This window comes from Shinella sp. G-2, assembly GCF_050172695.1.
In the GTDB taxonomy this organism is placed as follows: Bacteria; Pseudomonadota; Alphaproteobacteria; order Rhizobiales; family Rhizobiaceae; genus Shinella.
Genome location: NZ_JBBEYH010000003.1, coordinates 173,012 through 199,999 on the forward strand (window position 1 = coordinate 173,012; position 26,988 = coordinate 199,999).

23 protein-coding genes and 1 pseudogene are annotated in these 26,988 nt (G+C 64.5%); 6 read left to right on the forward strand and 18 right to left on the reverse strand.

Features of this window, described 5'->3' with window-relative positions:
- Positions 1–42 precede the first annotated feature (42 nt).
- Both V8U06_RS07315 and V8U06_RS07320 read right to left on the reverse strand, forming a co-directional pair.
- Complete coding sequence (locus tag V8U06_RS07315) at positions 43–1,191, reverse strand: SGNH/GDSL hydrolase family protein (RefSeq protein ID WP_427140108.1); 1,149 nt, start codon at positions 1,189–1,191, stop codon at positions 43–45.
- A 136-nt stretch (positions 1,192–1,327) separates the two neighbouring features.
- Positions 1,328–2,548 carry a lytic murein transglycosylase gene (locus V8U06_RS07320; protein ID WP_427140109.1) on the reverse strand — a complete coding sequence of 407 codons (1,221 nt, stop codon included), beginning with the start codon at positions 2,546–2,548 and terminating at the stop codon, positions 1,328–1,330.
- A 200-nt stretch (positions 2,549–2,748) separates the two neighbouring features.
- Here V8U06_RS07320 and galU point away from each other — a divergent pair, with 200 nt between their 5' ends.
- Positions 2,749–3,636 carry a UTP--glucose-1-phosphate uridylyltransferase GalU gene (gene galU / locus V8U06_RS07325; protein WP_226917901.1) on the forward strand — a complete coding sequence of 296 codons (888 nt, stop codon included), beginning with the start codon at positions 2,749–2,751 and terminating at the stop codon, positions 3,634–3,636.
- Here the strand turns inward: galU and V8U06_RS07330 are convergent, their stop codons facing one another.
- Positions 3,637–5,163, reverse strand: coding sequence for an outer membrane beta-barrel protein (locus V8U06_RS07330; RefSeq protein ID WP_427140110.1), 1,527 nt, complete (start codon positions 5,161–5,163; stop codon positions 3,637–3,639).
- Positions 5,164–5,312: 149 nt separating this feature from the next.
- Between V8U06_RS07330 and V8U06_RS07335 the strand changes: the two genes are divergently transcribed.
- Positions 5,313–6,308 (forward strand): KpsF/GutQ family sugar-phosphate isomerase, encoded by a 996-nt coding sequence (locus tag V8U06_RS07335; RefSeq protein ID WP_427140111.1) that lies wholly within the window; start codon positions 5,313–5,315, stop codon positions 6,306–6,308.
- Positions 6,309–6,318: 10 nt separating this feature from the next.
- On the opposite strand, the gene V8U06_RS07340 is transcribed toward V8U06_RS07335, so the two are convergent.
- The 10 genes from V8U06_RS07340 to V8U06_RS07385 form a co-directional block, all read right to left on the reverse strand.
- Positions 6,319–6,777 (reverse strand): NfeD family protein, encoded by a 459-nt coding sequence (locus V8U06_RS07340; RefSeq protein ID WP_427140112.1) that lies wholly within the window; start codon positions 6,775–6,777, stop codon positions 6,319–6,321.
- Positions 6,778–6,779: 2 nt separating this feature from the next.
- Positions 6,780–7,805: an SPFH domain-containing protein gene (locus V8U06_RS07345; RefSeq protein ID WP_427140113.1), complete on the reverse strand. Its 1,026-nt coding sequence runs from the start codon at positions 7,803–7,805 to the stop codon at positions 6,780–6,782.
- Between the two features lie 90 nt (positions 7,806–7,895).
- A complete protein-coding gene (gene hemH, locus V8U06_RS07350) occupies positions 7,896–8,924 on the reverse strand; it encodes a ferrochelatase (RefSeq protein WP_427140114.1) in 1,029 nt (342 codons plus the stop codon).
- Positions 8,925–9,055: 131 nt separating this feature from the next.
- Positions 9,056–10,978 carry a 5'-nucleotidase C-terminal domain-containing protein gene (locus V8U06_RS07355; protein ID WP_427140115.1) on the reverse strand — a complete coding sequence of 641 codons (1,923 nt, stop codon included), beginning with the start codon at positions 10,976–10,978 and terminating at the stop codon, positions 9,056–9,058.
- Positions 10,979–11,183: 205 nt separating this feature from the next.
- Entirely contained in the window at positions 11,184–11,555 is a 372-nt protein-coding gene (omp10, locus tag V8U06_RS07360) for an outer membrane lipoprotein Omp10 (protein WP_226917908.1), read from the reverse strand.
- 172 nt (positions 11,556–11,727) lie between these two features.
- On the reverse strand, positions 11,728–13,179 hold the full coding sequence (locus V8U06_RS07365; RefSeq protein ID WP_427140116.1) for a homospermidine synthase: 1,452 nt from the start codon (positions 13,177–13,179) through the stop codon (positions 11,728–11,730).
- 132 nt (positions 13,180–13,311) lie between these two features.
- Positions 13,312–14,205 (reverse strand): heme-dependent oxidative N-demethylase family protein, encoded by an 894-nt coding sequence (locus V8U06_RS07370; protein WP_427140117.1) that lies wholly within the window; start codon positions 14,203–14,205, stop codon positions 13,312–13,314.
- Positions 14,202–14,855: an aminotransferase class IV family protein gene (locus V8U06_RS07375; protein WP_427140118.1), complete on the reverse strand. Its 654-nt coding sequence runs from the start codon at positions 14,853–14,855 to the stop codon at positions 14,202–14,204. The genes V8U06_RS07370 and V8U06_RS07375 overlap by 4 nt, the downstream gene beginning before the upstream one ends.
- Positions 14,840–15,997, reverse strand: coding sequence for an aminodeoxychorismate synthase component I (locus V8U06_RS07380; RefSeq protein WP_427140119.1), 1,158 nt, complete (start codon positions 15,995–15,997; stop codon positions 14,840–14,842). The genes V8U06_RS07375 and V8U06_RS07380 overlap by 16 nt, the downstream gene beginning before the upstream one ends.
- 27 nt (positions 15,998–16,024) lie before the next feature.
- Complete coding sequence (locus tag V8U06_RS07385) at positions 16,025–17,872, reverse strand: M3 family oligoendopeptidase (protein ID WP_427140120.1); 1,848 nt, start codon at positions 17,870–17,872, stop codon at positions 16,025–16,027.
- A 178-nt stretch (positions 17,873–18,050) separates the two neighbouring features.
- Here V8U06_RS07385 and V8U06_RS07390 point away from each other — a divergent pair, with 178 nt between their 5' ends.
- Both V8U06_RS07390 and V8U06_RS07395 read left to right on the forward strand, forming a co-directional pair.
- On the forward strand, positions 18,051–19,583 hold the full coding sequence (locus V8U06_RS07390; protein ID WP_427140121.1) for a sigma-54-dependent transcriptional regulator: 1,533 nt from the start codon (positions 18,051–18,053) through the stop codon (positions 19,581–19,583).
- 175 nt (positions 19,584–19,758) lie between these two features.
- The gene (locus V8U06_RS07395; RefSeq protein WP_427140122.1) at positions 19,759–21,543 is read left to right on the forward strand and encodes a DUF882 domain-containing protein; all 1,785 of its coding nucleotides are present in this window, start codon (positions 19,759–19,761) and stop codon (positions 21,541–21,543) included.
- A 71-nt stretch (positions 21,544–21,614) separates the two neighbouring features.
- On the opposite strand, the gene V8U06_RS07400 is transcribed toward V8U06_RS07395, so the two are convergent.
- From V8U06_RS07400 to V8U06_RS07410, 3 genes are all read right to left on the reverse strand, one after another.
- Positions 21,615–21,881 carry a DUF2312 domain-containing protein gene (locus tag V8U06_RS07400; RefSeq protein WP_226917916.1) on the reverse strand — a complete coding sequence of 89 codons (267 nt, stop codon included), beginning with the start codon at positions 21,879–21,881 and terminating at the stop codon, positions 21,615–21,617.
- Positions 21,882–21,994: 113 nt separating this feature from the next.
- The gene (locus V8U06_RS07405; protein WP_427140123.1) at positions 21,995–22,300 is read right to left on the reverse strand and encodes a DUF1244 domain-containing protein; all 306 of its coding nucleotides are present in this window, start codon (positions 22,298–22,300) and stop codon (positions 21,995–21,997) included.
- 10 nt (positions 22,301–22,310) lie between these two features.
- Positions 22,311–23,099 (reverse strand): N-formylglutamate amidohydrolase, encoded by a 789-nt coding sequence (locus V8U06_RS07410; protein ID WP_427140124.1) that lies wholly within the window; start codon positions 23,097–23,099, stop codon positions 22,311–22,313.
- 293 nt (positions 23,100–23,392) lie between these two features.
- Here V8U06_RS07410 and V8U06_RS07415 point away from each other — a divergent pair.
- Positions 23,393–23,770, forward strand: a pseudogene (locus V8U06_RS07415) (DUF1036 domain-containing protein); the annotation flags it as partial.
- On the forward strand, positions 23,770–25,209 hold the full coding sequence (gene pyk / locus V8U06_RS07420; protein ID WP_427140125.1) for a pyruvate kinase: 1,440 nt from the start codon (positions 23,770–23,772) through the stop codon (positions 25,207–25,209). The pseudogene V8U06_RS07415 and the gene pyk, both read left to right, overlap by 1 nt.
- 4 nt (positions 25,210–25,213) lie before the next feature.
- Here pyk and V8U06_RS07425 read toward each other — a convergent pair whose 3' ends face one another.
- Both V8U06_RS07425 and V8U06_RS07430 read right to left on the reverse strand, forming a co-directional pair.
- Complete coding sequence (locus V8U06_RS07425; RefSeq protein WP_427140126.1) at positions 25,214–26,221, reverse strand: alpha/beta fold hydrolase; 1,008 nt, start codon at positions 26,219–26,221, stop codon at positions 25,214–25,216.
- A gap of 75 nt (positions 26,222–26,296) precedes the next feature.
- The gene (locus tag V8U06_RS07430) at positions 26,297–26,959 is read right to left on the reverse strand and encodes a hypothetical protein (RefSeq protein WP_427140127.1); all 663 of its coding nucleotides are present in this window, start codon (positions 26,957–26,959) and stop codon (positions 26,297–26,299) included.
- Between the last annotated feature and the right edge of the window lie 29 nt (positions 26,960–26,988).

The following is a 26,988-nucleotide window of genomic DNA, read 5'->3' on the forward strand; positions in this document are numbered from 1 at the left end:
CGTCTGTTTCAGGCGCGCCCTTTTTCGTTTCAGCGATGTGCCTTACGGCGTTGCGGTCTTGTTTGCCCGAAAATCGTCGACGCGGCCAAGCGGAGCGTCGGCGGTCTCACCCTTGTCCACCAGCTTCTCCCGCAGGCTCTTGCCGTTGCCCTTGAGCGTGGTGCCACCGAGGAGGGCCGTTCCGCCGTCGAGGGCGGGATCAGCAAGGCTGATGGGCTGCGTCTTGGTGATTTCCGCATCTTCCGTCGGCGTCGTCACGACCAGAAGGTCCTTGAGGTCGCCCTGCAGGCCCGGGCCGTCCGTGGCGGCGTCGCCGAGCAGCCGGCGGATTTCCTTTTCGACGTAGAAGGCGAGCTTGCGCTTGCCGGCCTTGGTGAAGTTGATGCCGTCGGAGCCGCGCAGGCGCACCTGCTGGCCGTTGATGTCGGAGCCGGATATGATGAACTTGCCGCCCTCGTCGACGAAACCGTCCCAGATATCGACGAAGGCGCCGCCGGCCTTTTCGACCTCGGCGCGGTAGATCGTGTTGAGCGTCGTCATGTCTGCCGTGAGCGCGGAAGACTGGAAGGCGGGCATGCCCATCCAGAGCAGCGGCCGGCCGCCTTCATGGGCTTGCGCGGCGATGCGCGCCACGCGCGCCTCATATTCCTTCGTCCAGGCTTCGGAGCGGAATTTTTCCTTCTCGCCGGCGACGACCATCTGCTGGCGGTCGTTCGCGCCCATGCTGATCACGATGAGGGCCGGCTTCTTTTCGGCGATCAACGCGGGCAGGGAGTCGGGCCAGCTGTAATAGTCGTCGCGTACGATACCGGACGAACCGTTGCTCTGCCGCTCGACGACGATGCCCGGCGTTGTTTCGAAGGCCGCGATCAGGCCTTCGCCGAGGCTGCCTGCGATGAAGTCGCCGACGACAAGCACGACCTTTGCATCGGGGAGCTTTTCGACGGCGGCGGGCTCCGGCGTCTTGGCGACGGCCGCCGTCGTCTTCTTCTTGCGAACCACGGGGCGCGGCTTCCTGAATTCCGGTTCGGGCTCGATCTCCCGGCGCTTCGGCGTGCCGAAGAGCAGCTGGAGGATCGACCGGCGCTCGACGCGCTCCTGCGCGCCGGCCGGCACGGCGGCCGTGGCGAAGACGCCTGCCGAAACGGCGAGCGCAAGGCCGAAGCGTATCATCCGGATCGTCATGCTCATTGCGAAGGCTCTCCGTCTCCACCCGGACTGTGCGGGCGTTCGGTGGCGGCATCATGGCAAAGGCTGCCGGCGAGCGAAAGCACCGACAAGCAAAAAGGGGCGCCGGAGCGCCCCTTTCACCTGTTCTTTCATACGGTCAGCGACGAAGCGCGCGCAGGAGCTGCTGGCTCGGTTCGCCGTCCGCGGCAAGGCCCATGCGGTTCTGGAAGGCCTGGATCGCGGCCTTGGAGCCGGAGCCGAAATTGCCGTCGACCTCGCCCTCGTAGTAACCGAGTTCCTTGAGACGCGTCTGGAGTTCGAACTTCTCCGTGATGTCGAGCGTGCCTTCCGGGCGCGGCCAGCGCTGCTTGACGCCGCTATAGCCGGCGAGCTGGTCGGCCAGCATGCCGACGCCCATGGCGTAGGAATCCGAGGCATTGTAGCGCTTGATGACGAAGAAGTTCTTGGTCATCAGGAAGCCGGGGCCGCCATTGGCCGGCAGCTTCAGTTCGGCGCGGTCCGCGCCGTTCTTGAAGCCCTTGCCGCCCGGTCGGGCGAAACCGAGCTTCGCCCATTGGGCGAGCGTCTTCGTCTGGCCGGAATACTTGCTGCCGCCCGGGGGAACGACGGTCTCGTAGCCCCAGGTCTTGCCGGCCTGCCAGCCGTTCTTGGCGAGAAGGTTGGCGGCGGTTGCCAGCGCATCCGGTACGGAATTCCAGATATCGCGGTGGCCGTTGCCGTCGGCATCGACGGCATAGATCATGTAGCTCGTCGGAATGAACTGGGTGTGGCCCATCGCGCCCGCCCAGGAGCCGGTCATGTCGGCAGCGTCGATATCGCCGCGCTGGATGATCTTGAGGGCGGCGATCAGCTGCGTGCGCGCATATTTGGCGCGCTTCTGATCGGCATAGGCAAGCGTCGCGAGGGCCCGCGGTACGTAGTGCAGCCGGTCGTCCTTCTGCAGAACCGCGCCGTAGTTCGATTCCATCGACCAGATGGCGAGGAGGATGTTGCGGTCGACCCCGAAATGACGCTCCAGCGCGGCAAGCGTGCGGGCGTGCTTGGTTGCCATCTCACGACCGATGCGCACCGTATAGGGGTTGACGCGCGAATCGAGATAGTCCCAGATCTTGTGCTTGAATTCCGGCTGGTAGGCGGCCTTTTCCAGCACATCCGGATCGGGTGTCTTGACGCCGGAAAACGCCTTCTGGTAGGTGGCCTTGCTGATGCCGGCCTCCGATGCGGTCGCGTAGAAATCCGCGATCCATTTCTGGAATCGGGCATCCGCATGGGCCGCGGTCGCCTGGGCGAAAAGCCCGGCCGAGAGGAAAAGGGTGAGCGCAGATCGGCGCAGAACGTTCTTCAGATTCTGGGTCATCGGCTGTCATGTCCGTTTCTAAAATTTCGGGACGGCGGCATCGAACCACCGGCTGAACGCAAAACTTATAAAAACGAAGTCAACAAATTCTTTACCATCAAACTTTTGCCCCGTCTTCCTTTGCAAAAAAATAGCAATTGGATTCTATTCCGGCACAGATATGTCCCTGCCATGAGGGCGATGGGCTTAACGAGGTGACTATGTCTCAGACACGTAAGGTTCGCAAAGCAGTCTTTCCAGTGGCCGGCCTCGGCACACGCTTCCTTCCGGCCACGAAGGCCGTTCCGAAGGAAATGCTGACCGTCGTCGACAAGCCCGTTATCCAGTACGTGGTGGACGAGGCGCTGGAAGCGGGCATCGAACACCTCATCTTCGTCACCGGCCGTTCCAAGGCCGTCATCGAGGACTATTTCGACATCCAGGTCGAGCTGGAGCAGACGCTGCGCCAGCGCAACAAGACCGCCGAACTGACGCTGCTCGAAAGCATCCTGCCGGTCGCCGGCTCGACGAGCTTCACCCGCCAGCAGGAACCGCTCGGCCTTGGCCATGCCGTCTGGTGCGCGCGTGAACTGGTCGGCAACGAACCCTTCGCGCTCCTGCTGCCCGACATGATCATGAAGGGCGAGAAGGGCTGCATGAAGGGCATGGTCGAGCTCTTCGAGCATTCGGGCGCCAATGTGATCGCCGTCGAGGAATGCGCGCCGGACCAGACGCACAAATACGGCATCGTCGGCGTCGGCGAGAAGGTCGGCGATGGCTTCGAGATCACCAAGATGGTCGAGAAGCCGGCACAGGGCACGGCGCCCTCCAACTTCTTCATCAACGGCCGCTACATCCTGCAGCCGGAAATCTTCTCGATCCTCGCCACGCAGGAGCGGGGCGCCGGCAACGAGATCCAGCTCACGGACGGCATGGTGAAGCTTGCCGACAGCCAGAAGTTCGCCGCCTATCACTTCCGCGGCGAGACCTATGACTGCGGCGCCAAGGATGGCTTCATCCTCGCCAACATCGCCTTTGCGCTGGAACGTGCGGATATCCGTCCGGCCGTGGAAGGCCCGCTGAAGGCGCTTGTCGCCGGCCTGAAATAATCAGCGGCGCAGAATGAGACCGATGCCGGCGCGCGTGACGCCGGTGTCGGACGCGCCGGACTGGCGCGTCAGCTCGTAGGAGACGTCGCCCGTCATTGCGAGGAAGCGGTTGATGTTCCAGGTAAGGCCCGCGCCGGCGAGATAGATCGACTGGTTCGCGGTGCCGGCGGTCTGGAAATCGCGCAGCGTATAGGCGCCGCTCAGCCGCGCCACCAGATTGTCCCGCAGTTCATGCGTCAGGTCCGCCGTTGCGGCGTAGGACGCATAGCCGCTTGCTCCGGCGGCGGTCGAGGGGTTGAGGTCCGTCACGAGGCCGAGGCGGAGGTCGGTGCCGCGCTGCGGCGACCAGAGCACGGAGCCGTCGATGGTCAGCGCCTTGAGCGCGGCAAGGCGGCTGTCGTCGAAGCTTGCCCGACGATAGCCGAGGCCAAGGTCGCCGCGCAGTTTTTCCCCGAGATCGACTTCCACGCCTGCTCGTCCACCCAGCATCGAGGCTGAACGCTCGTAGCCGAGCGAATCGACCTTCTCGTCATAGATCGAACGGCCGATGGAAGCCTCGATATAGGGAATGAGGGCGGGCGAAAGTTCGTAGCCGACGCGGCCAGTCAGCGTGCCTTCGGTGTAATTGCGGTCGGACAGAATGAGCTTGCTGCCGTTGGAAAGCGTCGCCGAGCCATAGGTGCGTCGCTCGATCTCCGCGCCGATCGTGCCGCGGATCAGGCCGAAATCGCGGGTGACGCGTGCACCGCCCGTATAGGTCGAGACGCCCGACTGGACGCTGGCGCCGTTGACGGCATTCGGGTCGCTCGAACTCTCGCGTTCGAAATCGTAACCGGCGGTGATGTTGGCGATCGTCTCGTCGCTGAGGTCGAGGCGAAGATCGGCGTCGAGCCGCAGGCGCGGTTCGGTCTCGCCGGTGCCGCTGAGGTTGCGCTGGTAGATACCTTCGGCATCGATGGTCAACTGGTGGCGCGACCAGTCGGAGGTCAGCGAACCGCGAAAGCCGGTCTGGGAATAGGTGCGGCTCGTTGCCGTCGCGCCGGTCTTGTTCTTCTCATAACCGAGGTTCTGGGTAATCGACGGCCGGAGAATGAAGGTCCCGACGCGAATGCCCGTCGGCTCGTAGGGGTCGCCGAAATTGCTGCGCGCACCGTCGATATTGCCTTCGCGCGGGTTCAGTCGTTCGGCGCGGCGTTCCGTCTGCCCATAAGCGTCGCCTTCGTCCGCAAGCGCGGCGGCGGCTTCGTCAGAAAGGGCGGGCCGTGCCGCCGTCGAGGCCGTGGTCGTCGCATCCGTGTCCGTCGCTGCGCCGGTGCCGGTGCCGGTGGTGGTGCTCGCACCGGCGAGCGGGTCCGTTTCCGCGGTGCCGGTCGTCGCGCCCAAAAGGGGCGGCTGGAAGGCCGTGGTCGAGGTGGAGGTAGAGGTTGACTGCTGGGCCAGGGCGGGAACGGCCGCAAGCACGGTGCCGGCGAGCAGAAGCCCGGCCAGTCGCCGCGTCGGGCGGGGCGCCGGCGCTCCGCGTTCCATTCCTTTTGCCTCGGTCATGATGGGCCTGCGAATCTTCAATTTCCTAAGCGAACGTAAACCGCCATGGTTAACGCTTGGTTGCTGGCGGCGCGCAATGCGCGTCAACGTTCGCAATGGACAGAGCCGGGCAAAGGCGCTAACGAGGCGCCATGATCAAGAGACAGGCGAATTTTGACGGCGGCGGCGCCATTGCCTCCGCGATCCGGACGGTCGAAACGGAAAAGGCAGGGCTGATCGCGCTCGCCGCCGCGCTGGAGGGCGATCTTCACGACGCGTTCTGCGATGCGGTGCGCCGCATCGGCGACATTGCCGGGCGCGTCGTCATAACGGGCATCGGCAAGTCGGGTCATGTCGGCGCAAAGATCGCCGCGACGCTCGCCTCCACCGGCACGCCCGCATTCTTCGTGCACCCCGTCGAAGCCAATCACGGCGATCTCGGCATGATCGGGCGTGACGACGTGATCCTCGCGCTCTCCTGGAGCGGCGAGACCGCGGAGCTTCAGGGCATCGTCTCCTATTCGCGCCGCTTCTCCATTCCGCTGATCGCCATGACGTCGGGCGAACGCTCGGCCCTGGCGCGGGCCGCCGATACGGTTCTCCTGCTGCCGAAGGCGCTGGAAGCCTGCCCGCACGGTCTTGCGCCGACCACCTCGACGCTGATGCAACTGGCGCTGGGCGATGCCATTGCCGTCGCGCTGCTGGAGGCGCGCGGCTTCACGGCGACGGATTTCAAGACCTTCCATCCGGGCGGCAAGCTCGGTGCGAGCCTCTCCCATGTCGGCGACATCATGCACAGCGGCGAGAACATGCCGCTCGTCGCGCTCGGCACTTCGATGCCGGATGCCGTGCACATGCTGGCGCAGAAGCGCTATGGCTGCGTCGGCGTCATCAATGACGATGGCACTCTTGCCGGCATCGTCACGGACGGCGACATCGCGCGCAACCTGACGCGCAACCTTGCCGAGCTCATCGTCGACGACGTGATGACGCGCAGCCCCAAGACGGTGAAGCCGGCGACGCTGGCGACCACCGCGCTCGGCCTGCTGAACCAGCACAACATTTCCGCGCTGATCGTTACCGACGAGACGTTCCGCCCCGTCGGCATCGTGCATTTCCACGATCTCCTGAGAATCGGCGTCGCCTGACGCCGCAGCGTCAGACCGGCTCGACGCTGAGGTCGCGGCCATTGCTGGCCGTGACGCGTACACGTGCGCCGACGGGCAGGTCCGGCCCCTGAACGCTCCACATCGTATCGTCGAGACGAATACGGCCGCGGCCCTCGGTGATCGGCTGTTCCAGCGTCGCCGTGCGGCCGACGAGGCTCTGGCCACGCTGATTGAGGTGCGGCTGATCGCTGGCGCCGCCGCGGCTGCTGACGATGCGCCGGCCGATGAGGGCAGCGACCAGCGACAGCACCGCAAAGACGAGCCACTGTACCTGCCATGTCCAGAGCGCCTGCTCCCAGAGAAGGAGCGACAGCGCGCCGGTGATGATGGCCGCGATACCGATCCAGACGAGGAAGACGCCGGGCAGCAGCACTTCGAGGATCAACAGGACGATGCCGAGCACCCACCAGGCCCAGGGGCCGAGTTCGGCGATGAGACGATGGATCATGCTCACGTTCCCTGCGGCGGCGTATCGAACGGATTGCGGAAGGCGGGCGTGGACGCGGTGGTGGTGGTCGCCGGCGTCGACTGGCGCGTGCGCTGCGGGACGGTCGCGCCGTCGCCGAAGACTTCCCTGGCGATGGCGCCGATGCCGCCGAGCGAGCCGACCAGCGAGGAGGCCTCCATCGGCATGAGAACGATCTTGGAGTTGGGCGCCTTGCCGATCGAAGCCATGGCCTCGGTGTATTTCTGGGCGACGAAGTAGTTGATCGCCTGGACATTGCCGGCAGCGATGGCCTCGGAGACCATCTTGGTCGCCTTGGCTTCCGCCTCGGCCAGACGCTCGCGCGCCTCGGCGTCCCGGAAGGCGGCTTCGCGCAGGCCCTCGGCCTCGAGGATGGCGGACTGCTTGGCGCCCTCGGCCCGCAGGATCTGGGCGTTTCGGGAGCCTTCGGCTTCCAGCACCTGGGCGCGCTTCTCGCGCTCGGCCTTCATCTGCCGCGCCATGGCATCGACGAGGTCCTTCGGCGGGGCGATGTCCTTGATCTCGACACGGGTGATCTTCACGCCCCAGGGATTGGCGGCCTCATCGACGACGCGCAGCAACTGATCGTTGATCTTGTCGCGGTTGGAGAGCAGTTCATCGAGGTCCATCGAGCCCATGACCGAACGGATGTTCGTCATGGTGAGGTTGATGATGGCGTGCTCGAGATGGGCGACCTGATAGGCGGCCTGCGCGGGGTTCAAGATCTGATAGAAGGCGACGGCATCGGAGGCGACGCTGGCATTGTCGCGCGTGATGACCTCCTGGGTAGGAATATCGAGCACCTGCTCCATCACGTTCATCTTCGAGCCGATGCGGTCGATGAAGGGGATGATCAGGTTGAGGCCGGGCTGGAGCGTGCGCGTGTAGCGGCCGAAGCGCTCCACCGTGTACTGGTAGCCCTGCGGGATCGTCTTGATCCCGGCAAAGAGGATAAGGATCACCAGAACCACGAGGGCAATGACGACGATGTCCAGTCCGGCGAAATCCATATTCTTCTCCTCAAACGGCGACGCGGTGCTACTTTAGGCAATACGCGCCGCGATGCCAGTCTATTTGGACGGGAACAAGATTTATCGCGCTCAGACCCAGCCGGAAAGCTCGCGCCGCACCACCTTTTCCAGAACGCTCATGCCTTCGGGCGTATCGTTCAGACAGGGAATGTGGGCGAATTTCTCGCCGCCATTGTGCAGGAAACTTTCGGCCGCCTGTTCGGCGATCTCTTCCAGCGTTTCGAGGCAGTCAGAAACGAAGCCGGGATTGAGCACGGCGATGCGCTTCACGCCTTCCTGCGCCAGCTTTTCCACGGTCTTGTCGGTATAGGGCTGCAGCCATTCCTCCGGCCCGAAGCGGGACTGGAAGGTGACGACGAGCTTGTCCTGCGACCAGCCGAGGCGCTCGCGCAGCAGGCGCGCGGTCTTCTGGCACTGGCAGTAATAGGGGTCGCCCTTCTCGAAATAGCTCTTCGGAATGCCGTGGAAGGAGGTCAGCACCTTCTCGGGCTCCCAGTCGAGCGTCGAAAGATGCTTTTCGATGGAGATGGCCAGCGCGTCGATATAGGCGGGGTCGTCGTGATAGGGCGGCACGGTGCGCAGCGCCGGCTGCCAGCGCATCTTCAACAAAGTCTCGAAGGCCTTGTCGTTGACGGTCGCCGTCGTCGCGGCTGCATATTGCGGATAGAGCGGGAAGACGAGGATGCGCTCGCACCCTTGCTTCTGCAGGGCTTCCATGCGGGAGGCGATGGAGGGCTGGCCATAGCGCATGGCCCAGTCGACGACGACGTTGGAATGGTCCTTGAGCGCTCCCGCCATCAACTCCGCCTGGCTGCGGGTATAGGTGCGCAGGTAGCTCTCGTTCCTGTCCTTGTTCCAGATCGTCTCATAGGCCTTGCCGACCTTGCCGGGGCGGGTGTTGAGCACGATGCCGAAGAGGATCGGATACCAGGCGATGCGCGGCCATTCGATGACGCGCTTGTCGGTCAGGAATTCCTTCAGGTAACGCCGCATCGACGTGTAGTCGGTGCCGTCAGGCGTACCGAGATTGACGAGCAGGACACCGACCTTGCCATGCTGAACGGTTGGATGGTCGGCGGGCTTGGCGGCGATGTCCATGGTGGATCCTGTGCGTGCGGGTTGGATTGCTCTTCTACGCGGGCGTAGGCCGGTCGGTTCAGAATGGTTCTAAAAAGAAATGCCGGTCCGGGAAAGCCCGGACCGGCAGAAAAAGTGGAGACAAATTGTCCTTATTTTGCCGGGATGGAGAGCTCCGTGCCGACATGCAGGGCGCGCGGACGCGGATTGCCATTGGCCTCGGCAATCTTGCGCCACAGCGTGCCGTCGCCATAGGCGGCCTTGGCGAGATCCCAAAGCGTGTCGCCGAGAGCGATGACGTGCTTTCCGCCCGCCGTTGCGGCGGCCTTGCCGCCGTCCGTACCGGTTGCCGTGGCCGAACCGGCTGCAGCCTCGCCTGTCGTCGCGGCCCCTTCGGTCGACTTGGCTGCCGTCTCCGTGGAGGTTGCGGCATCGCCGGTCGCCGGCTTCGCTTCGGTACCGGTTGCCGCCGCAGCGACCTCGGTGATGCGGCCGTCCGTATAGGGCTTGTAGGGACGATGCGCCGAGAGATAGTCGGCGACGACAAGTTCGAGGTTCGGGCCGAAGTCATAGGCGTTCGTGCCGGACTTGGCGAAGACCGAATAGCCGTCACCGCCCGAGCGCATGTAGTTGTTGGAGACGACGCCGTAGGTCTTGGCGGGGTCGAGCGGCACGAAGGCATCGCCCTCCTTCACCTCGACCGAGACGACGCGGCTGCCGGCCGGCTTCGACTTGTCGAAGGAATATTTCATGCCGGAGACCTGCGGGAAGCGACCGGCGCCTTCCTCGATCTGGCTGAGGCCGTTTTCGAGAGCGGCGACGAGGTCCGAGCCCTTGAGCTGGAAGGTGGCGACCGTGTTCTGGAACGGCAGAACGGAGAGCACTTCGCCCATGGAGACGGGGCCGCCGTCGATGGAGGCGCGCAGGCCCCCGCCATTGGTGATGGCGATCGTCATGCCCTGGTCCTTGGTGCGATCGAGGATCGCATCCGTCACCAGGTTGCCCATGGCGCATTCGGCGGCACGGCACACTTCACGCGAACCGTCGACCGGCTCGGAGGTTTCCGCAACGATCTTGTTCTTCAGTTCCTCGATGGGGCCGGCCAGTTCCTTGATGCGGGCAAGGACCGCTTCGTCCGGCTTGATGGATGCGTCGATCAGGATCGGCTCGCCCGAGGCTTCCTTGACCACGCCGGCATCGTCGAAGACAACCTTCAGGTTGCCGAGATATTTCGTGTAGGCGGCGGCCTGCACGACCGGCACCTTGTAGCCGCCGGGATTGTCGACCAGCGTCGGGTAGGGGCCTTCCGCCTTGTCCGAGGTGTTGGAGAGGAACGTGTTGGTGTGGCCGCCGACCACCACGTCGACATCCGGAATCTTGGCGATGGCCGCCAGGTCGCGCGGATAACCGACATGGGTGAGGGCGATGATCTTGTTGACGCCCTGCTTCTTCAGCTCGCCGATGGCGGCGGTGATGTCTGCGACGTCGTTGCCGATCAGCACATTCGGGCCGGGGGAAGAAAGTTCCGCCGTGTCGTTCGCCACGGCGCCGACGACGCCGATCTTCTGGCCGCCCTGGTCGAGCACGACGAAGGGCTTGATGCGGTCGCCGATCTTCGAGCTTGCGCTGGCGGCGACATTGGCGGTCACGACCGGGAACTGGACCTTGTCGAGGAAGGTCGCAAGGCCGTCCTCGCTGTCGTCGAATTCATGGTTGCCGACGGTCATGGCGTCGAACTTCATGAGGTTGAGGAATTCGGCTTCCACCGCGCCCTTGTAGGTCGTGTAGAAGAGCGACCCCTGGAAATTGTCGCCGGCATTGAGGAGCAGCACGTTCTTGCCGGTCAGCGCCTGGCGCTGGGCGTCGATGGCGGCCTTCAGGCGCGCGACGCCGCCGAAGCACTCACCCTTGCCTTCCTCCTCGGTCGAGCAGGTGGAATCGAACTTGTTGATCGCCTCGATGCGCGAATGCAGGTCGTTGATGTGCAGGATGTTCAGCTCGTAGTCGGCAAGCGCCGAACCGCTGGAGAGCGCGATGATGGAAGCGGCCAGGAGGCCGGATCGGAAAAGCGTCATGGGTCCTGTTCTCCTCGTTTGCCCGCGGCGATGCGCGGGAGGGCTGTCGTTGTTTCTAAACCGGAAACATGACAGCGGGCCGGCGGATGTTTTCACCGCTCGGCGGCAACTTCAAGAAAAAAGAGGGCTTGCCCAACGCTTGTGGGTTTCACGGTTAAAACGAAAAAAGGGCCTTTCGGCCCTTCGTTCAGGATGTGCCTTCGCCTCAGACGCGGCGGGCGAGCGAGAACTGTGCGCCTTCGGCGGTGGTGCAATTCAGCTGGCTCTGGTTGATGAGCGCGCAATTGACCTTGGACTGCGTGTTGCGCACCAGCGAGGTCATGTTGATCTCGACCAGCGTCGGCGAGGTATTGACGTAGGTGCCGGATGCCAAAAGCTGGTTGGTATCCGTCGTGCGCGTCGTGAAGGTACCGGCCGCGAAGGTCGAGACGATGCCGTTCGGATCTACCCAGGCGCCTTCCACGCCCGTCGGCACGGGCTTCTGCGCCACCGGCATTTCGCGCGGCGCGCGTTCCGTCTGGCAGGCGGCGAGCGCGACAGCGGCGGCGAGCAGGCTCAGGACTGTGATCGGCTTCATCTGGTTCTCCAAGGTCTCGGCGGCACGAACCACCCGTCCGGTTCGCCGAACCATGCCGCGAAGAACCGTCGAAAGCAAGACGCGCCGCCCGGCGAACGAGCATTATCCCATTGAAAGCGAAGACGCCCGCGGGATGGCCGCGGGCGTCTGTCGTTTCGATGTTTCCGGCCGCTTAGCGGACCAGGATGTTCCTGAACTGCCACGGATCCTTCGTGTCGAGGTCTTCCGGGAAGAGGCCCGGACGGCCGTCGAGCGGGGTCCAGTCGGTGTAGTGGCCTTCGACCGGGCCGAGATAGGGCGTCTGCACTTCGAGGCAGCGCTTGTAATCGACCTCGTCGGCTTCCACGATGCCGGCCTTCGGGTTTTCGAGCGCCCAGACCATGCCGGCGAGCACGGCGGAGGTCACCTGCAGGCCGGTTGCGTTCTGGTAGGGAGCGATGCGGCGGGTCTCTTCCAGAGACAGGCGCGAACCGTACCAGTAGGCGTTCTTGTCGTGGCCGTAGAGCAGCACGCCGAGTTCGTCGACGCCGTCGACAAGCTCGTTCTCGTCGAGGACGTGCAGGACTGGCTGCTGGTTGCCGCCATTGCCGAACATTTCATGCAGCGACAGCACGGCGTCGTTGCAGGGGTGGTAGGCGTAGTGGCAGGTCGGGCGATAGGTGACGTCGCCATCCTTGTCGCGGACCGTGAAGTAGTCGGCGATCGAGATGGATTCGTTGTGGGTCACGAGGAAGCCGTATTGCGGGCCGGGCGTCGGGCACCAGGAGCGCACACGCGTGTTGGCACCGGGCTGCTCGAGGTAGATCGCGGCCTGGCAGCCCTTCTTGTGCTTCTTGGCGTTCTTCGGCATCCAGTTTTCGTGGGTGCCCCAGCCGAGTTCGGCCGGCTGCAGGCCTTCCGAGATGAAGCCTTCGACCGACCAGGTGTTCCAGAAGGTGTTGAAGGGCTTCGGGTTCTTGGTGCGCTGGGTGTCGCGCTCGGCGATGTGCACGCCCTTGACGCCGACCTTCTTCATCAGCTTGGCCCAGCCTTCGCGGTCTTCCTGCGCGGGCTCGTCGAACTTGACGTCAAGGTCCTTGGCAAGGTTCAGCAGCGCCTGCTTGACGAACCAGGAGACCATGCCGGGATTGGCGCCGCAGGTGGAAACCGCCGTCGTGCCGCCCGGGTGCTTTTCCTTTTCCTTGCGCAGGGTTTCGCGCAGGGCATAGTTCGTGCGGTCGGCGTTCTTCATGTCCTTGTCGAAATAGAAGCCGAGCCAGGGCTCGACGACCGTGTCGATATAGAGCACGTCCAGCTTGCGGCAGAACTTGATGAGATCGACCGAGCCGATATCGACGGAAAGGTTGACGCAGAACGCCTGGCCTTCGCCTTCGGTCAGGAGCGGCTTCAGCAGATCCTTGTAGTTTTCCTTGGTGACATGGGCCTTGACGTGGCGCACGCCGTGGCGGGCAAAGATCTCGGCGTCGGCGGCGTCTTCACGCGGCTCGATGACGATCAGCCGGTTCCGGTCGTACTTGAAGTGGCGCTCGATCAGCGGCAGCGTGCCGCGACCGATGGAGCCGAAGCCGATCATCACGATCGGACCGGTGATTTCGCCATAAACCGGATAGGTGCTGTCTGCCATTTGGTTCTCCTGCGGACGGCCGCTTTGTGCTGAAAATCAGGGACTGCGAGGCCCTTTAGCATAGTATGGCAGCGCTAGAGCACAGATTTCTGTCACAATAAAGGGAGGTCACACATTTCTGCGGCGATATTCTTAACCGGCCGCAACCGCCCTTAATTCCGCAACCAGCGCGGCCCTTTTTTCGGCCAGCCCCTTATAGGCGGCCTGCGGCAGGGTCAGGGCTTCCAGCTGCTCGGCGAAGACCGCCGCGACCTTCGCTGCATCGGGCAGGGTACGCACGGCGGCGAGCGGATCGGTGTAGATGCGGATGGTGAAGAGGATGTCGCCGGAGACCGGCAGCTTGCGCAGCGTCTGGCGCTCGACGCGGGCGAAGGTGGTGTCGAGCGAGAGCACATGGCCTTCCGGCAGCGCGCCATGCGCCTTTGACGCCGGGTAGTGAAGGTCGGCGTCCGGGTTGATCGACCAGTTGAAGCGGAAGACGGGTTGTTCGACCTTCAGGTTGTCGAACATGCGGTTGATGAGCAGGGCGTTGCGCGTGCCCTCGCCGAAATCGGGCACGGGGGCATGGATATCTTCCATGCGGCGGCCGAATTTCTCCGTCAGCGTCCAGGACGACGGGAAGGCGACATAGCCGGCGACCAGTCGCCAGCCGCTGTCGTCGCGGCGCATCAGAACGAGGTCTTCCTGCACCAGCGCGCCGGCGGTGACGAGCGGGGCGTCGTCGGCCTCGAGGGCGACGGTCCGGTTGCCGAACGCAATGGCCGAGCCGGTGCGGCTGTAGCGATTTTCGTGGTGTTCGACGAGGTGGGCCGCGAGGAGGTCCAGCACCTCCCGCTGCGCCTCGCGCGTTCCGCTCTCCTCCACGAAGACCGCGTCGCGATGATCGGCGATCAGCCGATCCTTTTCGCGAAGGTAGCGCTCGATCTCGCCGTCCGGCTCGATCCAGCGAACGGGATCGAGCGGTCCGAGGCCGATGGTGAAGAGACGGGCGGAGCCGTCATAGGGGGTGTGGACCGGCTGCTTCATGCAAACGTGCTCCGGATCAGGCCCCGCAGGGAATTGCCCATCAGGATCGTGCCGTACGCAAGGTCTTCCGGGCGGAGCACCTGTTCGGTGGCCTTGCCCGTTTCCAGCAGTTCCTCGCGCAGCACGCCGGCCAGCAGGCCGGAGGAGAGCGGCGGCGTTTTCAGAAAGCCGGAGCCGTCGTCGAGGAAGAGCGAGGTGATGGTGCCCTCGCAGACCTCGCCACGTTCGTTGAGGAGGAGGATTTCGTCGGCTTCCGTCGCCGGGATTTCGGTGCGGGCGGCGGTGTAGGCGGCGCGGCGCGAAGTCTTGTGGCGGAGCAGGGTGTCGGTGGAGCTGAGACGGGTGGCGGCGAACTTCAGTCGCCATGCAGCATTCGCGGCAAGGGGCGTGAAGGGCGCCGTCTGCACCGCGATGCGGCCCTCGGCGAAGAGTTCGAGGCGGATGCGGAGAGGCTGTGCCATTGGCTCAATGCTCTCTGTTCCCGTCGCGGCAGAAGAAGGCAGTGCTGCGAAGAGAGCATCTCGCGCGCCTTCCGCGCCCGCCAGACCAAGCGCCGCCGCCGATCGCGCGAGCCGGGCCAGATGCCGCTCCAGCCGCACGAAGCCGATGCTGGGCTCCCAGCGCAGGGTCTCGATCAGCGAGAGATCCATTGGTCCCCCACGGCGAAACGCGCCTTCAGCAGGCATTCGTCGTACTCCGCCTCGGCGGTGGAATCGAAGACGATGCCGCCGCCGACATTGAACACGGCATTGCCGTCCGCAAAGAGCGAGAGGGTGCGGATGGCAACGTTGAAGCGCATCGTGCCATCCGGCGCGATGACGCCGATGGCGCCGCAATAGGCGTCGCGCGGGCCGTCTTCCAGGTCATGCAGGATTTCCATGGCGCGCATCTTCGGCGCGCCAGTGATCGAACCGCAGGGAAAGAGGGCGGCGAAGATGTCGCGGATGGAGAGGCCGGCCGTGAGCTTCGCCCGCACGTGGCTCACCATCTGGTGCACGGTCGGATAGGTCTCGACGGCGAAGAGCTTCGGCACGTGCAGCGTGCCGACCTCGGTGATGCGCGAGATGTCGTTGCGCAGGAGATCGACGATCATGCGGTTTTCCGCCTGCGACTTCGGATCGGCCTGCATGGCGGCGATGATCCGCGCATCCTCGGCCGCGCTCGCGCCCCGCGGCGCGGTGCCCTTCATCGGATGCGTCTCGATCCAGCCGTCCTTGTCGACGTCGAAGAAGAGTTCCGGCGAGCGGGAGAGAAGCTGCGGCCCGTCGAGCGACACGAACGCGCCGTAGCGAACGGGCTGGCGCTCGATCAGCGACCAGAAGGCGGCCAGCGGATCGCCGGTCCAGCGGGCGCGGATCGGCATGGTGAGGTTCGCCTGGTAACAGTCGCCCTGCCGCAGATGCTGGTGCAGGCGCTCGAAGCGGCTGCGGTAGGTGGCAAAATCCCAATACGCCTTCGGCTCGGTCAGGAAGGGTTCGTTCTCGACGCGCTGGCGTGGTTTTCCGAGCGGATGCTCGTCCGCCGGCGCCTCGAAGATGCCGAAGCTCATCAGCGGGGTGGGGCGGTTCTCCACCGCGAGCGGGGCGAGCTTTTCCTCGAAGAGATGGCCGGCCTCATAACTCATGAAGCCGGCGATCCAGTGCCCCTTTTCATGCGCCGCCTGCAAGGCCGCGAACGCGGGCTCGAAGCCGGCGCGATCGCGCACGGTGACCACCGCGAGCGGGTCGGCGAAAACCACCGTCCGGTCCTCGCGGTCGTCCCTGAGGAGCACAAAGCGTTCGCGGTCGGTCATGCGGGCATCCGGCCTCTTCTTTCTCGGTCAGGCCCTATCAAGCGCTTCCAGCTCGTCGATCAGCCCTTCGATCATCGACAGTCCCTTGCTCCAGAACGACGGGTCGCTGGCATCGAGGCCGAAGGGCTTCAGGAGTTCGGTGTGATGCTTGGTGCCGCCCGCCTTGAGCAGGTCGAAATACTTCGTCTGGAAGCCTGTCTCGGCCTGCTGGTAGACGGCGTAGAGCGAGTTCACCAGGCAATCGCCGAAGGCATAGGCATAGACGTAGAAGGGCGAGTGGATGAAGTGGGGGATATAGGCCCAGTAGGTCTCGTAGCCCTCGGAAATGCGGATCGCCGGGCCGAGGCTTTCGCCCTGCACGGAGAGCCAGAGCTCGCCGATCTGGTCGGACGTCAGCTCCCCGTCCTTGCGGGCGGTGTGCAGCTTGCGCTCGAATTCGTAGAAGGCGATCTGGCGCACGACCGTATTGATCATGTCCTCCACCTTCTGGGCGAGCATGGCCTTGCGCTCGCGCTTGTCCTGCGTCTTGTCGAGCAGGCTGCGGAAGGTCAGCATCTCGCCGAAGACGGAGGCGGTCTCGGCCAGCGTCAGCGGCGTCGAGGCCATCAGCGCGCCCTGGCCGCCGGCCAGCACCTGATGCACGCCATGGCCGAGTTCATGGGCGAGCGTCATCACGTCGCGCGGCTTGCCCATGTAGTTGACCAGCACATAGGGGTGGGCGGACGGCACGGTCGGATGGGCGAAGGCGCCGGGCGCCTTGCCGGGGCGCACGGGGGCATCGATCCAGCCCTTGTCGAAGAAATCCTTCGCGATAGCGGCCATTTCCGGGGCGAAGGCGCCATAGGCGGCAAGCACCGTGTCGCGTGCCTCGGTCCATGGAATGGTCGCATCGGGCGTCTCGGGCAGCGGCGCATTGCGGTCCCAATATTCCATCTGCTCCATTCCGAGCCACTTTGCTTTCATGGCATAGTAGCGATGGGAGAGACGCGGATAGGCGTCCCGGACGGCTTGCGCGAGGGCGGCGACCACCTCCGGCTCGACCCGGTTGGCGAGGTGCCGGCTATCGGCGATGTCCGCAAAGCCGCGCCAGCGGTCGGAGATTTCCTTGTCCTTGGCGAGCGTGTTGGTGATGAGCGTGAAGGTGCGGATATTGTCCTTGAAGGTCTTCGCCAGCGCCTCGGCCGCCTTGCGGCGCGCCTCGCGATCGGGCGACTGAAGCTGGTTGAGGGCGATTTCCAGCGGCAGTTCCTCGCCGTCGATCGTGTAGCGGAGCGAGGCCATGGTCTCGTCGAAGAGCCGGTTCCAGGCGGCGGCGCCCGTCATCGACTTTTCGAGGAAGAGCTGCTCCGTCTTGTCGTCGAGCTGATAGGGCTTGTCCTTGCGCAGGTCCTCGATCCACGGGCGGTAGTGCGCGGCAAGCGCATCGTTCTGGAGCGCCGCGTCGATGCGCGCATCCGCTATCCTGTTGAGTTCAAGGGAGAAAAACAGGAGATGCGCGCCGAGGTCGGTCAGCCTGGCCTGGACGTCGCCGTAGAATTTGCCGTTCGCCGGCTCGGTCGTGTTGGTGAAGTAGGTGAGACCCGCAAAGGAGATGATGCGGCCCATCACGTCTTCCAGCGCCTCGAATTCGCGCACGGCCGCGCCTATGCCTTCGTCGCCCCTCTTTTCGGTCGCGGCGTCCAGCTTGCCCTTCCACTTTGCCTCGAAGGCAAGCGTGCCGGCCTCGGCCTTCTTCATGTCGGCCTGGAATTCAGGAGAGGCCTGCGAGGGATAGAGATCGGTAAGGTTCCAGCCGGGAAGATCGCCAAGCTCGGCGCTGGCTGCGGCATCCGCCGGCGCGAAAGCGATGCGGGGGGCGGGAAAATGTCGGATCATCTGGTGTCTCTCTTCCTCGTGGGCCTTCCTCACTGGCAGGTCGGCTCTTGCTTGCGTCGGCGTTGGTTAAAATGCAAGCCTTTCTCAAAACGGCATGTTCAACCCTTTCTGCCATGGTCCGCTGGTGTCCAGTTCCCTTGGGCGTGCATGAGGCATGCCTTGAGGCAAGGAGGTTCCAGTGACGGCCCATATTCTTGTCATCGATGACGATCCTGTCCAGCGCAGGCTCTTGAAGAACATGATCGAGCGCTCCGGCCATGTCGCCCATATGGCGGAAAACGGCCGCGCGGGCCTCGACATGCTCGACCGCAAGGGCGGCCTGATCAACGTGATCCTGCTGGACCTGATGATGCCGGAAATGAACGGCACGGCCTTCCTCGAAGCGCTTGCCGAACGCGAGAACACCATCCCGGTCATCGTGCAGACGGGGCAGGGCGGCATCGAGACCGTCGTCATGGCCATGCGCGCCGGTGCCTTCGATTTCGTGGTGAAGCCGGTTTCGCCGGAGCGTCTCAATGTCGCCGTCGGCAACGCGCTGAAGATGGACCAGCGCGAAGGCCGTGGTCGCGGCGGGCGCCGTCATCGGGCCGAGGCCCTGCATTTCGACGACATCGTTTCGGCAAGCGCCGAAATGCTGCGCGTCACGGAGCTTGGCCGCCGCGCCGCCCAGTCGAACATTCCGGTGGTGCTGGAAGGCGAATCGGGCGTCGGCAAGGAAATGGTGGCCCGCGCCATCCAGGCGGCGAGCGACCGGGCGCACAAGCCGTTCGTCACCGTCAACTGCGGCGCGATCCCGCACAATCTCGTCGAAAGCATCCTCTTCGGTCACGAGAAGGGCGCCTTCACCGGCGCGACGGAGCGCCATACCGGCAAGTTCATGGAGGCCGACGGCGGCACGCTGTTCCTCGACGAGATCGGCGACCTGCCGCTCGAAGTGCAGGTGAAGCTGCTGCGCGCCGTGCAGCAGGGCGAGATCGAGACGATCGGCGCGCGCTTCCCGCAGAAGGTCAATGTCCGCCTCATCTCGGCTACCAACCGCGACCTCATCACCGAAGTGCGCGAAGGCCGCTTCCGTGAAGACCTCTACTATCGCCTCAACGTCTTCCCGATCGCCATTCCGGCGCTGCGCAAGCGCAAGGAAGACATCCCGGTTCTCGTGCGCGCCTTCGTGCAGCGCTTTGCCGGCGAGCAGAAACTCGCCCGTCCGCTCGGCGTTTCCGCCGGCGCTTTGGCGCTGCTGACGGCCTATGACTGGCCGGGCAATATCCGCCAGCTCGAAAACGCCATCTTCCGGGCGGTCGTGCTTTCGGAAGGCGCAGAACTCACCGCCGCCGATTTCCCGCAGATCGCCGCGCAGGTTCCGGGCTACGGCCTTGCCGAGGACGGCGGCATCACCTGGGAGGCGGCAAGCATCCGCACGCCGGAGCCGGCCGCCGAAGCGCGCCTGCCGAGCGTCTATCCGGACTTCCGACCGAACGAATCGGTGGAAGCCGCATCCGGCCCGGACAACGCCATTTCCAGCGTCGACAAGGGCGGGCATGTGCGCAAGCTGGCCGATGTGGAAGAGGAACTCATCCGCTTTGCCTTGAAATTCTATCATGGCCAGATGAGCCAGGTTGCCCGCAAATTGGGCATCGGCCGCTCGACTCTCTATCGCAAACTCAAGGATTACGGCATCGATCCCGACGATCCGTTGAAAGAAGCTGCGTAAAAACCCGTGGAATCCCGGCTACTTGGGATTTCTCGATTGCCGTTTATTCCCTGTTAGTGGATTGTTCACTATAACGGGGGTGCGAGATTGAGTGTGGCGAATTTGCCATGCTCTCACCGCAATTGGCAGTCATCTGGGATAACGGACGTTCGTTGTCCTTCGGACGGGGAAAGAGTTGGCAAATTTGTTCGCATCGATGAAGCGCCGGGGGGCGACCCTGAGCGGCCTCTGCAAGACAGTGCTGCATAAGCTGCCGAAGGCGCTGACCACGGCCATGCTTTCCGCTGCCCTCATCCTGCCGACGGCGATCCCTGCGACGGTTCAGGCCGAGAGCGGCAACCGCACGCTCAAGCTCTATTTCATCCATACCAAGGAAAAGACCGAGATCACCTTCAAGCGCAACGGTCGCTACGATCAGCGCGGCCTGAAGCAGCTCAACGAGTTCCTGCGCGACTGGCGCCGCAACGAACCGACGAAGATGGATCCCCGCCTCTTCGACCTCGTATGGGAAGTCTACCAGAAGGTCGGCGGCAAGGGTTACATCAACGTCGTGTCGGCCTATCGCTCGCCGGCGACGAACGGCATGCTGCGCTCGCGCTCCAAGGGCGTCGCGAAGAAGAGCCAGCACATGCTCGGCAAGGCGATGGACTTCTACATTCCCGGCGTGAAGCTCGCGACGCTGCGCGCCACGGCCATGAAATTCCAGGTCGGCGGCGTCGGCTACTACCCGACGTCCGGCTCGCCCTTCGTGCATCTCGACGTCGGCAGCGTGCGCGCCTGGCCGCGCATGAGCCGGCAGGAACTGGCCAGCCTCTTCCCCGATGGCAAGACCATGCACGTGCCGACCGACGGCAAGCCGCTGCCGGGCTACCAGCAGGCGGTTGCAGACTACAAGCGCCGCGTCGGCGCGACCGGCATCGAAGTGGCCGGCGGCGGATCGACGCCATCCGCGTCCAAGCGCAAGGGCGGGTTCCTGGCCGCACTGTTCGGCGGTGGCGGCGACGAGGATGAAGAACCCGAAATGATCGCAAGCAACGCGACCATTGCGGACGATTTCGACGAAGGCGGTTCGGCCGGCTCCAAGGCGAAGGTCGCCGAAGAGGCGAAACCCGTGGCCACCGAGGCCGAAACGGAGCTTGCCTTCACCGCGCCGGTTCCGGGCAGCCGCCCGGCCTTCAAGGCCGCGGAGACGACCAGCGAGCTTGCCCTCGTCGCACCGACGACGAGCGGTGCCGTGGCGGCGCTCGAAGCGGCGACGACGGAAGAACAGAAGCCTGAATTCGAGGATCTGACCGCCTACAAGATTCCGGTTCCCGTGATGCTCGGCGTCCGGACCAAGGCCGGCGACGCGCAGCCGGGCGAGGTCGTGACGGCGGAAGCGGCCGCCGAGGATGGCGAAGAGCTTGCCATGGTGCCGGTGCCGGGCCTGCGTCCGCAGGTCGAGCTCGACCAGTCTCAGACGGCGCTGATGGCCGCTGCCGAAGCCGACGTTGCGCTGCCGAGCGCCGCGGATCGTTCCGGCCTTGCGGCGCTTGCCGATCCGGTGACGGATGACAATGCCAACCCGGTCGAAATGGCCGCCCTGATGCCGACCGACGGCGCCAGCCGTTCGCTTTCCGGAGGCGACGCCTTCGAGGCCAAGACGGTCGAGGAGACGCCGACCAAGGGTGGCCGTCCGAAGAAGAAGGATGCCGACGCGGCAAGCCGCGGTGCGATCCGCACCGAGCCGAAGCTGACGCAGAAGATCCTCTCGCAATGGGCGCTGGCGCAGGACCGCGTCTCGACGAACGCCAAGCCGGTCAAGGCGCCGCGCTTCGTCAGCCGTACGCTGCGGGCCGCACCGACGACCGTCTACATGGCCGGCTTCCAGTCGGAGGGCAAGTCGATCGATGCGGGCCGGTTCAGCGGCAATGCGGTCAACTTCATGGAAGTTCGCAAGTTCGAGAGCGCCGAAAACTAGGCTTCGGTGCTTTGCTCAACAAAAAACCCGCCGGAGCGATCCGGCGGGTTTTTTGTTGAGCTCTTGAGACCTTATTCGGTGTCCGGCGGCAGGTCGACCATGCCGAGGGCCTGCAGATAGGTGTCGAGGATGGCTTCCTGTTCCATGCGCTCGTCCTTGTCCTGCTTGCGGATCTGGATGACCTTGCGCAGGATCTTGGTGTCGAAGCCGACGCCCTTGGCTTCGCCATAGACGTCCTTGATATCGTCGGCGATGGTCTTCTTTTCTTCCTCGAGCCGCTCGATGCGTTCGATGAACGCGCGAAGCTGGTCGCGTGCGACGCCGTGGGCATCCGACATGGTCTTCTCCTTGGATGGGCTAGAAATTCAAAGGTGCCGTGACTTGCCGCGAACTTCCGGCAAGATCAAGGCCTATCGCACGGCAGTAGCGGAATTTCGCCATGGGCAGCGGGTCATTCCTTCGGACGGTTGACCTCGAAGGCCGCCTTCTGCGTATCGCTCGCCTCGCGCTGGTAGCGCTCGCGCCATGCCTCATAGGGCATGCCGTAGACGATCTCGCGGGAGGCTTCCTTGTCGAGCGGCACGCCCGCCTCGTTCGCCGCCTCGCGGTACCAGTTCGACAGGCAGTTGCGGCAGAAGCCGGCAAGGTTCATCAGGTCGATGTTCTGCACGTCCGTGCGCTCGCGCAGGTGCTGGACGAGGCGGCGGAAGGCGGCGGCCTCGAATTCGGTCTGCTGGTCTTTGCTGAGGTCGGTCATCGTCTCGGTCTCAATAGGGCCCGGTGCGGGAGGGGTGTATATCGTATGTGTGCAGGGCGGCGTCCGCATTCAACCGGGCGAAGACCGGCGATAGGCGGTCGACCCAGCGGGCGATGCCATCCGCGTTGCCGATCTCGTCCTGGCGGATTTCGATGAGGGCATGGGGGATGCCGGGCTTCATGCAATGGCGGAACAGGGTGTCGCCGCGCAGGGCTCCATCATAGGGCTCGTTGTCGCCGACGACGATATCGCCGGGCGCCTCCAGCGCCGCAAGCAGCGGGCGTACGGCGCGGGCGTCGCTGTCCCAGAGCACCGTGACCTGCCAGGGCCGGGCGACGCCCTTCCAGGCCGGCGTGAAGGAATGCATGGACAGAACGAGGGGCGCCTTGCCGGTGCGTTCGGCGACCGCGCCGATCGTGCGGGACACGGCATCGTGATAGGGGCGGTGGAAGGTCTCCAGCCGGTACTGCCATTCTTCGGGCGAAATCGGGTGGTTGCGTGGAATGATCGCGCCGTCGGAAATGCGCATGACGAGCGTCGGGTCGTCTTCGCCACGGTTGGGGTCGATCAGCAGGCGGGAAAAGCGGCTCATGACCACCGGCGCATTCAGTCGGGCGGCAAGACCGCGCACCACGCCTTCGACGCCGATATCGTAGGCGATGTGACGTTCGAAGGCGCTTTCCGGCAGGCCGAGGCGGCCGTAACGTTCGGGCAGGAGATTGGTGGCATGGTCCGCCAGGATGACGAGCCCGAGGGTCAGGTCGCCGTCGATGATCTCGAAAGGGGAGTAATCCTGCATGCCTTTTGCCGAAGTTCGCCGCGCCTTGCGACTGATCGCACGGGCCGACCCACCCCGCAAGCTGGGGAGCCTGCCGTACAGGAAAGATTCCTTCTCCTTTCGTGAAAATGTAATCGATTAGTGTTGCGTTGACATTCATGCCCCGCCGTCGCAAGAAAGCGCATATTCAAATCAACGGAGTTCCATTGGAAGCCGTGAGAGCCAAGAGCCCAAACCCGTTTCTCCTGAAAGCCAGCGGCCTTCTCCAGGCCGGCCTTTTCCTCGTTGCGGGTTTCCTCGCCTTGTCCGTTCCGGATGAGGCGAAGGCCGACTTCCGCGTCTGCAACGGCACCCAGAACCTTGTCGGCGTCGCCATAGGCTACCGCGCCAAGGAAGGCTGGGTTACCGAGGGCTGGTGGCAGGTGCCCGCCACGACCTGCGCCACCCTGATCGAGGGCGAGTTGCAGTCGCGCTACTACTATCTCTATGCCGAGGATGCCGCCCGCGGCGGCCGCTGGACCGGTGACGTCAACATGTGCGTGGCCGAGAACGAGTTCAAGGTCACCGGCGTCGAGGACTGCTTCGCCCGCGGTTTCCAGCGCATGGGCTTCAAGGAATATGACACGGGTCGACAGGGAAGCTGGATGGTGCAGCTTTCCGATACGCCAGGGACGCAGGAGAGCCAGAACTGATGAGACGGAACAGAAAAGTCAAAATCCTCGCCACGCTCGGACCCGCATCGTCCGATGAGCAGATGATCCAGAAGCTGCATGAGGCGGGAGCAGACCTGTTCCGCATCAATATGAGCCACGCCAGCCACGATGTGATGCGTACGCTGATCAGCCGCATCCGCGCCGTGGAAGCCCGCTGTGGCCGTCCGATCGGCATCCTCGCCGACCTGCAGGGTCCGAAGCTGCGCGTCGGCAAGTTCGCCAATGGCGCGGAAGAGCTGAAGCCCGGCCAGACCTTCACGCTCGACAACAAGGATGTGCCCGGCGACAACAACCGCGTCTTCCTGCCCCATCCGGAAATCCTCCAGGCCGTGAAGGCCGGTGACCGCCTGCTGATCGACGACGGCAAATTGCACCTGCGCGCCGACAGCGCCGATGGCAAGTCCATCGTCTGCACCGTTATCTCCGGCACCAAGATTTCCGACCGCAAGGGCGTCAGCCTGCCCGACACGCTGCTGCCCGTCGGCGCGCTGACGGAGAAGGACCGCGTCGACCTCGACGCCGTTCTGGCAACCGGCAGCGTCGACTGGGTGGCGCTTTCCTTCATCCAGCGTCCGGAAGACCTTGCCGAAGTGCGCAAGATTTCGCGCGGCCGCGTCGGCCTGATGTCGAAGATCGAAAAGCCGCAGGCCATCGAGCGCATCGACGAGATCATCGACCTTTCCGACGCCCTCATGGTCGCCCGTGGCGACCTTGGCGTCGAAATGCCGCTGGAAGCGGTTCCCGGCCTGCAGAAGCAGCTCATCCGCGCCTGCCGCCGCGCCGGCAAGCCGGTCGTCGTCGCCACGCAGATGCTCGAATCGATGATTTCCGCACCGGTTCCGACCCGCGCCGAAGTCTCCGACGTCGCGACCGCCGTTTTCGAGGGGGCCGACGCCGTCATGCTCTCGGCCGAATCCGCCTCGGGTGCCTATCCGATCGAGGCCGTCTCCACGATGGCGTCCATCGCCAGCAAGGTCGAGCGCGACCCGCATTATCCGGGCATCATCTACGCCCAGCGCACGCCGCCGGAAGCCACCGGCGCCGACGCCATCTCGCTCGCCGCCCACCAGATCGCCGAGACGCTGAAGCTCGCGGCCATCGTCTGTTACACCTCGTCGGGCACGACGGGCCTGCGCGCCGCGCGCGAGCGGCCGGAGACGCCGGTTCTGGCGCTCTCGCCGGTCATCGAGACCGCACGTCGTCTCTCGGTCGTCTGGGGCCTGCACTGCGTCGTCACGGGCGATGCGGAGGACCTCGACGACATGGTCAACCGCGCCTGCCGCATCGTCGTTGCAGAAGAGTTCGGCAAGCCGGGCGACCGCATCATCATCTCGGCCGGCGTGCCGCTGCGCACGCCCGGTGCGACGAACATGCTGCGCATCGCCTATATCGGCGCCGACGGCGTCAGCGGCGTCTGACAGCCTATTCGCTGTGATCCTTCGCAAGGCGGGCTTCGGCCCGCCTTGCTGATTCCTGGAGGTCGCGTTTTTCGCCGGCGATCTTTTCCAGCGCCTCGATGGCAAGGTCCGTCACCACATAGTCCGGCTTGTGACCGAGATTATGGATCCAGACGAGTTCCGACCCGGCGATATCCCGCGCCAGCCCGCGCGAGTGGATTTCCTCATAGACGACGCCATCCGTATCGCCGGTGACGATGACCGTCGGCGTATGGATATCGCCATAGCGTGGCTGCACGCGCTGGACATAGTCCAGCAGGTTGGCGACGTCGGTGGCGTTGTTGCGGAAGGTCGCCGGGCGCAGCACGAGCGCCGGGGCCGTCGCTGTGATGTAATCGTCCGGGCGCGGATTGGGGGCGAAGATGGCGCGGGTGCCGGTCTCGATGCGCGGCAGGCCGGCGGGCATGACCGCGACATGGGCGAAGAGCCAGCCGAGGACGGGCATTCTGGCAAGGTCGTAGTACCAGTCGACGCCACCGGGCCAGGGATGGGTGGCAGGCGCGAGGAAGAGCAGGCCGGCGGTCTTCTCCGGATGTTCCAGCGCGAAGCTGGCGGCGATGGCGCCACCGAAGGAATGGCCGACGATGATCGCCCGGTCGATGCCGCGCTTTTCCATCAGCCGTGCAATGGCATGCGCCTGCCCGTCAGGCCAGGCATTCTCCGGCCCGCCACGCTCGGAATAGCCGTGGCCGGGGCGGTCGATAAAGAGAAGGTCGGCACGGCCCTCCAGCTTGCTGCGGAAGGCGTGCATCTGGTCGCGCAGGTTGCCGCTGGCGCCGTGAATGAAGACGATGGGCGGCAGGTCGGCCTTTTCACCGGCAGGGACAAAGACGCTGTTCATGCGCAAGCCGCCGACCTCGATCAGCTCGCCGATATTGGGGAATTCGCGCTCGATGGCGCGCGCCTTCCACGCCGTGAAAGCGTAGCCGGCGAGCGCGAGGGCGAAGGGAGCGATGAGGAGGGCTGTCAGCATGGTGCGGCGCGGGGAGGGCAAGGCAGGGGTCCGAGAGGGCGATCCGGTGGCATGCCAGCCGGACCATGGGAAGAATCAGGTGCGCTGGCCGGTCAGCTTCTCGGCGAGGTCGCCGAGTTCCTTCTGGGCCTGCCGCTCGGTGGGGTAGATGTCGAGGAACTTCTCCCAGGCCTTCAGCGCCATCTCGTCGCGACCGGTCTGGCTCATGATGGCCGCCATGCCGGCGAGCGCGCCGAAGTGCCGGGGCTCGATCCTCAGCACCTGGTTTATGTCCGACATCGACTTGCGATAGTTGTTCATCTTGAAGTGCAGGGTCGCGCGGCGGTTCCAGCCTTCGACATAGTCGGGCTTCAGGCGAATCGCTTCATCGAGGAAGTCGAGTGCGGCGACGTTCTTTTCCTCGGATATGGCCTTGTCGGCCCACTGGATGAGAAGATTGATGCTGGCGCTGCCGGAGTCCTGCCATTCGCGGCGAATCTGGTTCGCGATGCCCTTGGCGGCGTCAGGATTGCCCTCGCGCTTCAACGCGGTAAAGAGCTTGTCCAGGCGCTGGGCCTGGGTGGTGAAGGCGCTGGAGGCGGGGTCGAGCGAGGCCTTGTCCGCCGGCTGCGCATGTGCAGTGCCCGGCGTGGCGCCGAGGAGCGAAAGGGACAGTCCGAATACAATAAGCATGAAAAAGCGCATGGCGGTTATGGTAAACCGCCATGGCGCTACGTCAAAACGATATTTCTCGATCATCACGACCCGGTAGCGGGCGAGCGACCGCG